Below are 12626 nucleotides of genomic sequence, written 5' to 3'. Positions count from 1 at the left end.
ACAGTCAGCCAATGCCGCCCCGTGGGAACATCTCCTCAAAAAGACTTGCCAAACGTTTCTTTGCCACGTTAAAGTCCGGAACGCTTTTACATTCCGCAGCTAAAGAGGTCACTCCTTTATCTACCAATCCACATGGATGAATCAGGGAAAAATAAGACAGATCCGTCAAAATATTCAGGGCAAACCCGTGCATGGTCACAAAACGGCTGCTTCTGACCCCTATGGCACAAATCTTGCGAGCTTTCGGGGTATCAGTATCAAACCACACCCCGGAAGCACCGGTCATACGTCCGCCTTTCAACCCGTAGAGTGATAGAAAGCGAATGATCGTTTCCTCTAAACGGTCAATGTATGCTTTCAATCCCAAACCGAACTGCTCCAGATCAAATACAGGATAGCCGGTAATCTGCCCCGGTCCATGGTACGTAATATCCCCTCCCCGATTCGTGTGATAAAAAGAGATGCCGTGCTGATTCAATCTCTCTTCGGAAACAAGCAAATTCGTCTCCTTGCCATGCTTCCCCAATGTAAAAACCGGTTCGTGTTCACAGAAAAAAAGTACATTCTCACCGCTTTCACCCTGCACTTTTCTCGTAATTAAGTTATTAAATGCATTTGTTTGAACGATCAAGGCCTTTTCGTACGAGATACGCCCCAAATCACAAAATGTAAATGAAGAGGAAGTCATTCGGTAAATACTCCGGCGGAGTCACGGTTCACGGTATCCGTAAGCTGAGGATATCTTGTTTCTTCTTGTCCTGCAATCTCTTCGGGCAAAGACGTTTTTTCCTGCTCCTGATCCGCCTTTTTTCTGTTCATCTCCTCCGCTTCGGCTTTCATCGGACGTCGATATCCCAACGGCACACTTTCAACTTTACGCATCAGGGACAAGATTTCGCTTTGCCGCTGTAACATATACGCGGACGGACTGCCCGGATTCCGTTTCCGCGGATTAGGTAATGAGGCTGCAATGAGCGCAGCCTCACCCCGTGTCAATTCGATGGCTGACTTGGAGAAATATGTTCTTGAAGCTGCTTCGATCCCATAAATCCCTTTCCCCATTTCAATTGAGTTAAGATAAACCTCCATGATACGCTCCTTTCCCCATATCAGTTCGATCAGCACCGTAAAATACGCTTCAAGTGCCTTCCGAAAATAGGTCTTGCCCGGCCACAGAAACACATTCTTGGCCGTCTGTTGTGAAATCGTACTGGCTCCTCGGCGGCGACGTCCTTTTTCGGCTTCGTCCATGGCCTTACGGATTTGTTCTCGGTCAAATCCGTGATGTGTCATAAAAAGATTATCCTCCGAAGCTATTACAGCCAAAGGTACGGACTGTGAAATTTTTTCGATCGGCACCCAGCGATGTTTACGTGAAGGAACCGCCTGTTCACTCGAACGAATGAACATCAGCGGCGTATAATAAACCGGTATCCATTTGTAGAGAACGACAAGCAGAATACTAAAAAAGAACAAGAAGAGCAGCGTATTCCTGCCCCAAACAAGCAAGTGTTTGACAACCTTCATCGCAGAAAGACGCCTACCGTAACCGATCGAGCGAACGCACCAATGCTTCGTCTGCCCCGATTTGGCGAATCGCCAAATAATTCAGGATCAAACTCACTAAGGGGAAAGCAACAGCAATCCGCATGCTGAAATGAAATGGCTGAGAAACAGTTGCAATTTCCCAGAGAGAAAAAGCAAACAGCGCGTAAAAACCAATCATCAGCAAGGTGTTGAAAATACAAAAGCGGATTTGCAAGATCCGTTTCTTATAGAGAAATATCGTGACGAGCGCAAGCAAAGAGATGATGGCTGACAATGCCATCAAGCCCCATGTCGGATAAACCAATTCGTGAGGAGGCTCGGGCATGCTCATCCCCGAAGCACCAAAAACATAAAACGTCTTCCCCGACTGAATAACGGCCAACGGCAGAAACACGACAGCCAAATTCAATGCAGCGACAATCAGCAGATAAACGGTTTGAATACGCTGAATCATCAAAAATTATCTTTTTCTCTTGCAGGATTCCTGTGATACACCTTATCCTCAGTATATTCCTGAGTAGCAATAAGCGTAGGTTTCGGCAATTTTTCGTAGTAACGGGAGATTTCGATCTGCTCGCGATTCTCGAACACTTCTTCCAGGTTGTCGTTAAACGATGCGAACTCCTGCAACTTCTTTTCCAAGTCCTGCTTCATCTCGGCAGCAATCTGATTCGAACGTTTAGCGATAACCATCACCGTTTCGTACACATTATCTTCATTACCGTGACATAATTTGATCATGTCGCGAGTAATGGTCGTCGTCGGAGCGTTTGTCTTGCGATAATCCATCATTTTATCTTATCAAAGTCGATTTAAATTAATAACTTGTCGTAATTTGAGAGTTGGCATAGTCGAAAAACTTCTGTACCTGCTTCATATACTTTCCTTCCGGAAATTCATTCTTATAATTATAATACTCATCGACCACGTCGCGGTAACGACCTTGCAAACGGTCTTCCACACTGACAACAGCCAATTCGTATTTCGATCTGATTTTGAGAAATATCAAATCCTCCCGATATTTGGAGTAGGGATAGTCACGCAAAGCGTTATCAGCTGTGATCACACACGAACGATAGTTATTCCCCATATACGTCCCCAAATCGTAATATAACTGTGCAGCAAGCAGTTCTTTATATGCAAGTTTTTCCTGCAGTTCGAACAGAATTTCCTGTGCCTGTTTGGCACGCTCGCTCTGTGGGTAATACTCCATATAGAGTTGCATCTGTGAGATCGCTTCATACGTTTGCGACTGATCAAGGCGCGGATCAGGCGAGTCAAGATATAACCCGTATCCCGAATAGAAGCGTGATAGCTCTGCAAACTCTCCTTTCGGATAGGTGTTATAATATGTCTTAAAATATTCGGAAGCGGTCTGATAATCTTTTTGTCCGTAGTAGGTCTGTGCCAAGAGATACAATGACTCTTCAGCATAAGTAGACCCTTTAAATATCGGTACGACCTCTTCGAGCAGAGTAGCTGCCTTAGCGTATTTCTTTTCGTTGAAATATTTCTTGGCATACGAATACTTCAACTCATAGTCCGTACTTTTCAGCAGTTTATTGTACTCTCCGCACGAGGCGCACAACAAACCTGTTATCATTAGATAGATAATCTTTTTCATCTTCCTGCATTTGGCTTGCAAAGATAATGCTTCTCCCCGAAACTTTCCTCTTCTCGAACGTTAATATTTACAACTCATACAAGTCACTCATAGACGTCAGTTCCAATTCGCGCTCCATTAAGGCTCGGGCACATTCTTCAAGATTATCCGGACGAACAATCACATACCCTGAACGGCCTTCCGAAAAGGCATACATATATTCAATAAAAATTCCGGCTTGCGTAATGATATCCATCACACGTCCAAGTGCACCCGGTTGATTCGGACAACGGAGTTGAAAAACATCCACCTCCGTGACTGCATACTTATGACGGCGAAGTATGTCAAGCGCCCGATCCGTTTCATCCACAATCAGGCGCAAAATGCCGAAGTCCGCATTCTCGGAAACGGAAAACGCCGTCATATTAACTCCTTCCTGCCCCAATAATTGGGCAACTTGTGTAAAACGCCCCTGTTTGTTTTCCAGAAAAACAGATAATTGCCTGATTAACATACTAATTTTTATTTGGGTTCGACTATCATTCGTTGGGTTCTCAAAAAATCACTGATCAAAAATTTCCGGACAAAAAAATCTCAATCCCTTTCCGTATGGATTCCAATCCAAAATCACTTGTTTTCAATTTGCTTCGCGGTATCCAAAGCAATTCCGATGCATCATCGCACGCAATTGGCACAGACGAAGCAGGTACCTCACAGCGGAAAAACAGATCGGTCGTATGTACCCAAAATCCGGAGTAGAGGTAACGGTTGGGCAATGAGAATAAATAGATCGTACGCATTACGTCCAATCCTGTTTCTTCATGTACCTCACGCATAACACCTTCTTCGGCCGTCTCGGAACAATCACAAAATCCTCCCGGAAGATCGAAAGTGCCGCATGCCGGTTCTTGTGCACGCCGACAAACCAATAACTCATCACGCTCATTCAAAATGAGGGCTGCCGTCGATGCCGCAGAATTATAATAATACACAAAGCCGCAACCTTCACAACGCTTCGATTTACCATCGTGTATAACGAAGCCTGATGTCCCGCATTGGGGGCAATATTGAAAATCTTCCAATGGATGAACATTCATTTCCGTCATTTTGGGGTACAAACTTACAAAAATTTTCTCTTACCCGATAAGTTTTGCAGAGATTTACTCCATGAAACTTATGAAACAAGTTGAAATGCCTTTAAAACAGACGAAAATAGAAAAAACAAAACAAACAGTACAAACCCACAGTCGATAAAATAAAGTTAAAATACAACCAAAATAAATTGATATCATCAAATAAATATTAAAAAATCAAAGAAGGAAATCTTTTTTACACTTTTTATTTGGCAATACAAAGGAAGACTCCGTATATTTACGAAAAAAAAATGTGTAAAACATGCGATCTAAGTCACCACAAGAAAGCACTATATACACGCTTTTTGCAGATAGAAGGCGTGCAGGTATGATTGACATAGGTCTCTCATCCTTATTCCATGTATCATGCATCAATCAAGGACCATAGTATAATAAAAAATATGAATCTAAAACCGACCAAACCAATGAAAAAGTATGTATTTATTATCATTTGCCTTTTGATGTGCTTATGCCACATCAAAGCACAGGAAACAGAGAAAGACTCCAAATTCAAACTGTCTTTTTCCGAACGGGTCCGCCTGACGACCATTGACAAAGCCATTACATTGGACAAAGACAAAGATGTCTTAACATTCACACGATGGCGAACTTACCTGGGTGCGGAATACACTCCGAATACGCATTTGGGAATGAAACTTGAATTGGGCAATGAGGCCCGTATCTGGATGTCTCCTTCATCCAGGAAAACAACACTGGACGAAATCTTTGTCAACCAGTTATATATTAATTATCAAAACGTTGCCAACTTACCGCTTGATATTCGTCTCGGACGGCAAAACATCATGCTGGACGAAGGGTTTATCTGTATCGACGGTAATCCGTTGGTGGGTTCACGTTCAAATTACTTTAATGCGCTAAAAACGGTCTATCGCTTCAATGATCGGAATAAACTCACGGCATTTTTCACCTATAACACCAGAAAGGAAGAATTTCTTCCCATTCTCCACGAGAAAGATCCGTATCAGCCTCTGGAAGAACAAACAAACAGCGGATTAGGAGTACACCACCATGCGAAGATCAAGCAGCTTGACTGGTCAACTTATTATTTTTATAAGAATTATCTCAAGTATGATGCACTGCCGGAAGCTCATACTCATACGGTAGGTACCAGATTATCTTTGCCGTTTCTGAATGGTTTCTCTTTCACCACAGAATTTGCTTACCAGTTAGGGAAAGTTGATCGGTTCAACAGACAATCTTACGGAGGATATTCCCGTTTAGATTATAAATTAGGAGGATCTGTTCCTCTGCTTGACTGTATATCGGCTGGCGCATTCTATCTGAGTGGCGACGACCCCAAGACAGAGAAAATAGAAGGATGGGATCCCCTCTGGAGTCGTTGGCCGAAATGGAGTGAATCGTACGTGTATACGCTGATCGCTGAAAATAAAGGGAAAGCAGGCTATTGGTCGAATATCAATGCAATTAATCTCGGCTTTGGCGCTACACTCGCCTCGAATGTAAAGTTTAATGCCGACTATTTGCATTTATCAGCACCCCAACCTAACGAAACGGCTTTTTGTTCGGGCGGAGGAAAAACACGAGGCAATTTATTTATCATGAAACTCAGTTACCAGATTCATAAAAACTGGACAGGACATTTCCTTTTCGAACACTTTACTCCCGGAAATTTTTATTTCAATGGTGCCGACCCATATAACTGGGCGCGATTTGAGTTGAAGTACACATTATAATTCAATTAAATTAGTTGTTTCGATAATAAAAAAATTACGTGGTTATGAAAGTAGGATTATTTATTCCCTGTTATGTCAATGCCGTCTATCCGCACATCGGCATCGCGTGTTACAAACTGCTTACAAGTCTTGGGATAGACGTTGATTACCCTCTCGGACAAACCTGCTGCGGACAGCCGATGGCGAATGCAGGATTTGAAGGAGATTCGTTGAAGTTAGCCAAGCGCTTCGAGCAATTGTTCAAAAACTATACCTATGTCGTAGGTCCTTCGGCCAGTTGCGTGGCTTTCGTCAAAGAAAACCATTCCCGTATTCTCTCCGAGCACGGTGAACACGTCTGCGAAACGAGCAAACACATCTACGATATTACGGAATTTCTTCACGATGTAGTAAAGCCTGAACATTTTGCCTCTCATTTTCCGCATAAGGTCAGTTTGCACAACAGCTGTCACGGCGTACGAGAACTTCACCTCTCTTCCGCATCGGAGTTGACCGTTCCCTATTACAACAAGATTCGCGCTCTACTCGAGAAAGTGCCGGGCGTTACAGTCGTAGAGCCCGAACGCGTGGACGAATGTTGCGGCTTCGGTGGAATGTTTGCAGTCGAAGAGTCCGAAGTATCGGCCTGTATGGGACGCGACAAAGTAAAAGATCATATCGCTACCGGAGCCGAATATATTACCGGGGCCGACAGCTCCTGTCTGATGCATATGGGAGGTGTTATCGAGCGAGAGCACTATCCGATCCGTACAATCCATTATTTAGAAATTTTATCCGCACAATTATGAGTACTACACACGCCAAGGCAGCCAAAGCCTTTTTATCCGACAAAGTGAATGCCGAATGGCATGACAAAACATTATACATGGTACGTACGAAACGCGACCGACTCTCACATGCGATACCCGAATGGGAAGATCTCAGACATGCCGTACGCGATCTTAAACTCTACAGCAACTCACATCTGCCGGAGCTGATCGAGGAATTCGAAAAGAAGGCGACGGCCAACGGTTGTCATGTACATTATGCCAAAGACGCCGAAGAATATCGCTCGATCATCGAAGGGATTCTCCGTGACCATGGTGCACGCAAGTTAGTAAAGAGTAAATCGATGCTTTCGGAAGAATGTCACCTGAATCCATACCTGATCGAAAAAGGGTACGAAGTCATCGAAAGCGATTTGGGAGAACGGATTCTTCAGCTTCTCAATGCCCATCCGAGCCATATCGTCATGCCCGCCATCCACATTAAACGTGAGATTGTCGGTAAGTTGTTTGAAGAAAAATTAGGCAGCGAAAAAGACAATTTCGATCCCACCTATCTGACCCGTCAGGCGCGCAGGGCTCTTCGTCAAGACTTCCTGAACGCCGATGCCGGTATGACCGGAGGCAATTTTGCCGTAGCCTCGACAGGCGAAGTGGTCGTTTGTACGAACGAAGGAAATGCCGATATGGGAATGTCGTGCCAGAAGCTCAATATCTGCGCGTTCGGGATTGACAAGATCATCCCCGACCTCGAATCGCTGGGTATCTTCACGCGTCTGCTTGCACGTTCGGCAACGGGACAACCCATCACGACATATACCTCGCATTTCGGACGACCCCATACGGGAGGCGAACAACATTTTATCATCGTGGATAACGGACGCAGCAAGATTTTGGGTATGCCTCAACATCGCAAAAGCATGAATTGCATCCGCTGCGGAGCATGTATGAATACTTGCCCGGTATACCGTCGGAGCGGAGGATATTCCTATTCGTATTTTATTCCCGGCCCGATCGGCATCAATCTCGGTATGCTTCATGACCCGCAGAAACACAGCGGAAACGTCTCTGCCTGCTCACTATGCCTTTCATGTTCAAACGTTTGTCCTGCCATGGTAGACCTCGGCGAACAGATATACGTATGGCGTCAGAAGTTGGACGGATTCGGACAAGCCAATTCACAGAAGAAGATGATGAGTAAAGGGATGCAATTCCTGATGGAACGCCCGTCTCTGTTCCACTCTGCTCTGAAAATGGCTCCCATCGCCAATAAACTGCCGCGCTTTTTCCTGTACAACGGGTTGAACGCATGGGGCAAAGAAAGAGAAATGCCGTGCTTTGCCAAACAGTCGTTCGAAGCGTGGTGGAAACAGAATCATCAAAAGAAAAATACGAAACAAGAATCGAAATGAACAGCAAAGATTTTATCATTCATCGTTTGAAGGAAAACATTAAGGAGTCTTTTCCGCGTCCCGAAGTGAACATTTCACATGTTGTTTACCCCGATAAACTCAAACAGTTTATCGAGATATCAGCCGGAGTAGGCGGTCGCGCGGAAGTACTCGGCGAAGGCGAATCGATTGACGATGCCGTGCGACGTCTTTTCCCCGATGCGGTACGCATCGCCTGCAATCTTCCGGAAGTCACTTGCGCCACGTATAACCCCGACGATATCGATACGCCGGCTGAATTGAACGGCACCGATCTCGTCATCTGCCGCGGTATTTTCGGTGTGTGTGAAAATGCAGCCGTATATTTTGAACAGGAATACTTGCAACGCGGCATCTATTTCATTTCCGAATCCCTGCTGATGCTTCTTCCGAAAGACCAACTGGTCGATACCATGCACGATGCTTACCAACGTGTACCCAACGAACATCCCAGAGAATTCAGGGGCTTTATGTCCGGTCCTTCCAAGACGGCCGACATCGAACAGGCACTCGTTATGGGAGCACACGGCCCGCGTCAGGTTACAGTACTGCTTATATGATTACAATTCATTTATTTACAAATCCAATTAAATAAACATGTCATGAACATTTTATTATCTGTTTTCCCGATCCTGCTCTTGTTCGTACTGATGCTTGGTGTGAAGATGGCCGGGCACAAAAGCGCCTTCTTTACCCTTGTCGCAACATTGCTGATCGCGTGGCTTGCTGCTCCTATTCTCGGATTTACACCTGAGAATTATACTCAGGACGGGGTGTTGTGGGCTTTTGTGGAAGGCCTTCTGAAAGCGACTTTCCCGATCTTGATCATCATTCTGATGGCTATTTACAGCTACAACACGCTGCTTGAAAGCGGAGAGATCGAGATCATTAAAAAACAGTTCACCTCGCTCACGAATGACCGTGGAATCATCGTGCTTCTGCTCGTATGGGGTTTCGGAGGTCTGTTGGAAGGAATGGCAGGATTCGGAACAGCCGTTGCAATCCCCGCTGCCATCTTGATCAGCTTGGGATTCAAACCGGGGTTCAGCGCATTGGTATCGCTGATTGCCAACAGTGTGCCGACAGGGTTCGGTGCGGTAGGTGTGCCGGTGATTACGCTGGCCAATGAGGTCGCCCCTTCGGGCAGTGCGACGCCTGAAGCCATTTGCGACATAGCCTCGAAAGTGGTCATACAACTATCGCCTTTGATGCTCCTTATTCCGTTCGTGATCCTTACACTCACCGACAGCTCGCCCAAAAAGATTCTCAAACACATCTTGCTATCCTTATGGGTAGGCGGTATTTCGCTGATCGTGCAATATATCTGCGCACGATATTTAGGCGCAGAAACACCGGCCATCCTCGGAAGCGTGGCAGCCATTTTAGCCATTGTCGTTTATGCACGTCTTTTTGCCGGAGGACACGAACCTGCCGCAGTTTCGGCAAGCGAAGAACCTATTACCTTGTCGCGGGCTTTACGGGCATGGAGCGTCTACGGTTTCATTCTGTTTTTTATTGTCATCAGCGGACCTTTGGTGAAGCCGATCAATGAGTTTCTCCGGACACACCTTGTCAGTCATGTGCATCTGCCCATCTATGCCGAAGGCAAATATTTTTCGTTCGGATGGATATCCAATGCCGGATTGATGCTTTTCCTCGGTACGTTTATCGGCGGAATGATTCAAGGCGTTTCGGCAAAGAAACTGTTTGTAGTTTTAGCCCGTACCGTGAAAAATCTGAATAAGACCGTGATTACGATCATGAGCCTCGTTTCCATCGCATCGGTAATGAACTATGCGGGCATGATCGGAGTGATTGCTTCGGCGCTTGTTTCCGCTACGGGGGCTTACTATCCGTTGTTTGTTCCGCTGATTGGAGCCATCGGTACGTTTGTTACGGGCAGCGACACATCGTCGAACATTCTGTTTGGCAAGCTGCAAGCCAATGTAGCTTCTCAATTGTCGTATTCCGATCCTAACTGGTTAGTCGCCGCCAATACGGCAGGAGCAACCGGCGGAAAAATCATTTCACCGCAAAGTATTGCTATCGCAACGGCCTCGTGCAATATGCCTGGACGTGACGGAGAGATCCTTCGCAGTGCTCTGCCGTATGCCATCGGCTATATTATCCTGGCCGGACTGATGGTTTATTTTGCTTGTTGAACGAAAGGATTTTTTCTATTAAAGAAATTTTTCTCTAATTAGGGGATGTTTCTTCAGAAAAAGTATTTACTTTGCAGCAGCATGGTATTTTGTATTAAATAAAACTATCTAATAAACGAGATAAAAGAGATTGGTTTTCATTGCTATTCGATCGAAAATGCAGCGAAAACCTATCTAATAATAAGATAAAAGAGCAAACCAAATTATAAAAACGAATCTCATTCAAAAAAAAACGATTAATCATGAAGCAGAAACTTTTAATCAGAGACTTAACACTGAGAGACGGACAACAGTCAGCTTTCGCAACACGTATGAACCAGTCGCAGGTCGACAGAGTGTTGCCTTACTACAAAGATGCCAATTTCTATGCCATGGAGGTATGGGGAGGAGCCGTACCCGACTCGGTCATGCGATATTTGGGAGAGAATCCGTGGGACAGACTTGAAAAAATTAAAGCCTCCGTTGGTAACGCCTCGAAGCTGACAGCCTTGTCACGCGGACGCAATCTTTACGGTTATGCACCCTATCCCGACGAAATCATCGACGGATTCTTCCGTAACGCGGTAGCTTCCGGGTTGGACGTGATGCGTATCTTCGACGCTCTGAACGACGTAGATAACGTAAAATCGAGTGTTAAATCCATTAAAAAATATGGCGGCATGGCCGATTGCGCCGTGTGTTACACCGTAGACCCCAAGTATGACGATGTGTCGAAGGCCGAAACAAAAAAAAGAGGCTTTTTCAGCGGTCTTTTCGGGAAGAAAGAAGTTGAAGCCCCCAAGCATGAGTTAGTGTTCACCGATGCATACTTTGTGAACAAGGCGAAAGAGATGCTGGCTCTCGGCGCTGATATGATCACGATCAAAGATATGAGCGGCCTTATTCCGCCTTCGCGCGTGGCCACGCTGATCCCGCTGTTCAAAAAACACCTGAATGTTCCAATCGATTTCCATACACACTGTACACCCGGATTTGGTTTGGGCGCAGTTCTGACAGCGATCTATCACGGTGTCGATATTGTGGATACGAATATCTGGAATTTTGCAGGTGGACCGGCTGCCCCCGCTATCGAGCTGATCTACCTCTTCTGTAAGAAACTCGACGTCGAACTCGATGTAAACATGGAAGCTGTGGCAAAGATCAATCAGGAATTGCTGGGTATCCGCAAAGAACTCGACGCGTTCGATGCCGTAAAACAATTCCCGAAACCGTTTAACCCACTGACCGATACGCTTCCGGCAGAAATCGACCGTGAATTTGACAAAGCCATCGAAGCTGTACGCCACAACGACGAACCAGCCTTGCTGGCGGCTTGTCATGCCATCGAAGCTTACTTCAACTTCCCGAAACCGAATAATTTAGTGAAGGATGCCGAAATCCCCGGCGGAATGTACACGAACATGGTGGCACAGCTCAAACAGTTCAACTCCCTCGACCTGCTCGAAGAAGCTATGAAGCTGATTCCGAGCGTACGCCTCGACGCCGGTCTGCCGCCGCTCGTTACCCCCACCAGTCAGATTGTAGGAGCGCAAGCTGTCGTATCGGCTTTAAACATCAAGAACGGCCGGCCGAAATATGCCAACCCGTCCAATCAGTTCATTGCACTGGTGAAAGGGGAATACGGAAAAACTCCCGTTCCGGTCGATCCCACATTCCGCGAACAAATCACCGGCTCTCCGGTAGAAACGCCGTACGATACGTCGAACTATAAACGTCAGGACAATCCCGTACTCGAAGAGTTCGGAGGCGTGCAATTGGCCAAAGACGAAAAAGACAGTTTGTTGATGGAGTTGTTCCCTGCCGTAGCCAGCGGATTCCTCCGCAAAAAACGCGAAGAAGAATTCAATGCTCAGGCTAAACAGGCAACCCCTGCCGAGGAAGCGAAAAGCGAGACAAAGCAAGAAGCCGCACCGACAACCGAAAAAACAGTCAAAGGACACATCATGGAATGCCCGATGCCGGGAAGCATCATGCGAATCATGGTCAAAGAAGGAGACGTGGTGAAAAAGAATGACAGTCTGCTTATCCTCGAATCAATGAAGATGGAGAATGACATCACTTCCGACTATAACGGAACGGTACTTCGCATCTACGTGAAACAAGGCGACGCTATACAAGCCGGCGCCCCCATGATTGAAATCGGATAAAAGCAGATGCCCGCAGCACACTATTTATCGATTAAATGATAAAAGCGGGAGAACCAATTGAAAGGTTCATCCCGTTTTTTTTCATTTCCCCCCAATAAATCCGCCCCTTCTTTGGGGAATGTGA

Annotated in this window: 13 protein-coding genes; 6 read left to right on the top strand and 7 right to left on the bottom strand. The window is 45.8% G+C overall.

Translation table 11 applies throughout. From position 1 onward, the window contains the following. Positions 1 to 4: 4 nt before the first annotated feature. The 7 genes from lipB to Tanf_RS06655 all read right to left on the bottom strand — a co-directional run bounded on the left by lipB (position 5) and on the right by Tanf_RS06655 (position 4257). Positions 5 to 688 (bottom strand): lipoyl(octanoyl) transferase LipB, encoded by a 684-nt coding sequence (lipB, locus tag Tanf_RS06685; RefSeq protein ID WP_014225852.1) that lies wholly within the window; start codon positions 686 to 688, stop codon positions 5 to 7. Then, complete coding sequence (gene mtgA / locus Tanf_RS06680; protein ID WP_014225851.1) at positions 685 to 1527, bottom strand: monofunctional biosynthetic peptidoglycan transglycosylase; 843 nt, start codon at positions 1525 to 1527, stop codon at positions 685 to 687. Before mtgA ends, lipB begins: the two co-directional genes overlap by 4 nt. 13 nt (positions 1528 to 1540) lie before the next feature. Continuing rightward, positions 1541 to 2002, bottom strand: coding sequence for a DUF4293 domain-containing protein (locus Tanf_RS06675; protein WP_046825326.1), 462 nt, complete (start codon positions 2000 to 2002; stop codon positions 1541 to 1543). Then, the gene (locus Tanf_RS06670; RefSeq protein WP_041591334.1) at positions 2002 to 2337 is read right to left on the bottom strand and encodes a DNA-directed RNA polymerase subunit omega; all 336 of its coding nucleotides are present in this window, start codon (positions 2335 to 2337) and stop codon (positions 2002 to 2004) included. Before Tanf_RS06670 ends, Tanf_RS06675 begins: the two co-directional genes overlap by 1 nt. Positions 2338 to 2365: 28 nt before the next feature. Further along, entirely contained in the window at positions 2366 to 3172 is an 807-nt protein-coding gene (locus Tanf_RS06665) for an outer membrane protein assembly factor BamD (protein WP_041590894.1), read from the bottom strand. A 67-nt stretch (positions 3173 to 3239) separates the two neighbouring features. Next, positions 3240 to 3665, bottom strand: a complete 426-nt coding sequence (locus Tanf_RS06660) for an ACT domain-containing protein (RefSeq protein WP_046825325.1) — start codon at positions 3663 to 3665, stop codon at positions 3240 to 3242. Positions 3666 to 3720: 55 nt separating this feature from the next. Further along, positions 3721 to 4257, bottom strand: a complete 537-nt coding sequence (locus Tanf_RS06655) for an NUDIX domain-containing protein (protein ID WP_080948577.1) — start codon at positions 4255 to 4257, stop codon at positions 3721 to 3723. Positions 4258 to 4709: 452 nt separating this feature from the next. On the opposite strand from Tanf_RS06655, the gene Tanf_RS06650 reads away from it, so the two are divergent. From Tanf_RS06650 to Tanf_RS06625, 6 genes are all read left to right on the top strand, one after another. Beyond that, complete coding sequence (locus Tanf_RS06650; protein ID WP_014225844.1) at positions 4710 to 5999, top strand: alginate export family protein; 1290 nt, start codon at positions 4710 to 4712, stop codon at positions 5997 to 5999. A 44-nt stretch (positions 6000 to 6043) separates the two neighbouring features. Beyond that, on the top strand, positions 6044 to 6787 hold the full coding sequence (locus tag Tanf_RS06645) for a (Fe-S)-binding protein (protein ID WP_046825324.1): 744 nt from the start codon (positions 6044 to 6046) through the stop codon (positions 6785 to 6787). Then, complete coding sequence (locus Tanf_RS06640; protein WP_046825323.1) at positions 6784 to 8175, top strand: lactate utilization protein B; 1392 nt, start codon at positions 6784 to 6786, stop codon at positions 8173 to 8175. Before Tanf_RS06645 ends, Tanf_RS06640 begins: the two co-directional genes overlap by 4 nt. Next, the gene (locus Tanf_RS06635; RefSeq protein ID WP_046825408.1) at positions 8172 to 8753 is read left to right on the top strand and encodes a LutC/YkgG family protein; all 582 of its coding nucleotides are present in this window, start codon (positions 8172 to 8174) and stop codon (positions 8751 to 8753) included. The genes Tanf_RS06640 and Tanf_RS06635 overlap by 4 nt, the downstream gene beginning before the upstream one ends. A 42-nt stretch (positions 8754 to 8795) precedes the next feature. Next, positions 8796 to 10355 carry an L-lactate permease gene (locus tag Tanf_RS06630; protein WP_046825322.1) on the top strand — a complete coding sequence of 520 codons (1560 nt, stop codon included), beginning with the start codon at positions 8796 to 8798 and terminating at the stop codon, positions 10353 to 10355. 242 nt (positions 10356 to 10597) lie between these two features. Next, complete coding sequence (locus Tanf_RS06625) at positions 10598 to 12502, top strand: biotin/lipoyl-containing protein (protein WP_046825321.1); 1905 nt, start codon at positions 10598 to 10600, stop codon at positions 12500 to 12502. Positions 12503 to 12626: the final 124 nt, after the last annotated feature.

It is taken from the genome of Tannerella forsythia (genome assembly GCF_001006485.1).
GTDB classification, from domain to species: domain Bacteria; phylum Bacteroidota; class Bacteroidia; order Bacteroidales; family Tannerellaceae; genus Tannerella; species Tannerella forsythia.
The sequence above is the reverse complement of the archived record's forward strand: the minus strand, read 5'-3'. Positions and strand labels throughout refer to the sequence as shown.

Bases quoted from the DNA above. Each gene is read 5' to 3' on its own strand.
- lipB (WP_014225852.1), bottom strand. From the start codon at position 688: ATGACTTCCTCTTCATTTACATTTTGTGATTTGGGGCGTATCTCGTAC.
- mtgA (WP_014225851.1), bottom strand. From the start codon at position 1,527: ATGAAGGTTGTCAAACACTTGCTTGTTTGGGGCAGGAATACGCTGCTC.
- Tanf_RS06675 (WP_046825326.1), bottom strand. From the start codon at position 2,002: ATGATTCAGCGTATTCAAACCGTTTATCTGCTGATTGTCGCTGCATTG.
- Tanf_RS06670 (WP_041591334.1), bottom strand. From the start codon at position 2,337: ATGGATTATCGCAAGACAAACGCTCCGACGACGACCATTACTCGCGAC.
- Tanf_RS06665 (WP_041590894.1), bottom strand. From the start codon at position 3,172: ATGAAAAAGATTATCTATCTAATGATAACAGGTTTGTTGTGCGCCTCG.
- Tanf_RS06660 (WP_046825325.1), bottom strand. From the start codon at position 3,665: ATGTTAATCAGGCAATTATCTGTTTTTCTGGAAAACAAACAGGGGCGT.
- Tanf_RS06655 (WP_080948577.1), bottom strand. From the start codon at position 4,257: ATGACGGAAATGAATGTTCATCCATTGGAAGATTTTCAATATTGCCCC.
- Tanf_RS06650 (WP_014225844.1), top strand. From the start codon at position 4,710: ATGAAAAAGTATGTATTTATTATCATTTGCCTTTTGATGTGCTTATGC.
- Tanf_RS06645 (WP_046825324.1), top strand. From the start codon at position 6,044: ATGAAAGTAGGATTATTTATTCCCTGTTATGTCAATGCCGTCTATCCG.
- Tanf_RS06640 (WP_046825323.1), top strand. From the start codon at position 6,784: ATGAGTACTACACACGCCAAGGCAGCCAAAGCCTTTTTATCCGACAAA.
- Tanf_RS06635 (WP_046825408.1), top strand. From the start codon at position 8,172: ATGAACAGCAAAGATTTTATCATTCATCGTTTGAAGGAAAACATTAAG.
- Tanf_RS06630 (WP_046825322.1), top strand. From the start codon at position 8,796: ATGAACATTTTATTATCTGTTTTCCCGATCCTGCTCTTGTTCGTACTG.
- Tanf_RS06625 (WP_046825321.1), top strand. From the start codon at position 10,598: ATGAAGCAGAAACTTTTAATCAGAGACTTAACACTGAGAGACGGACAA.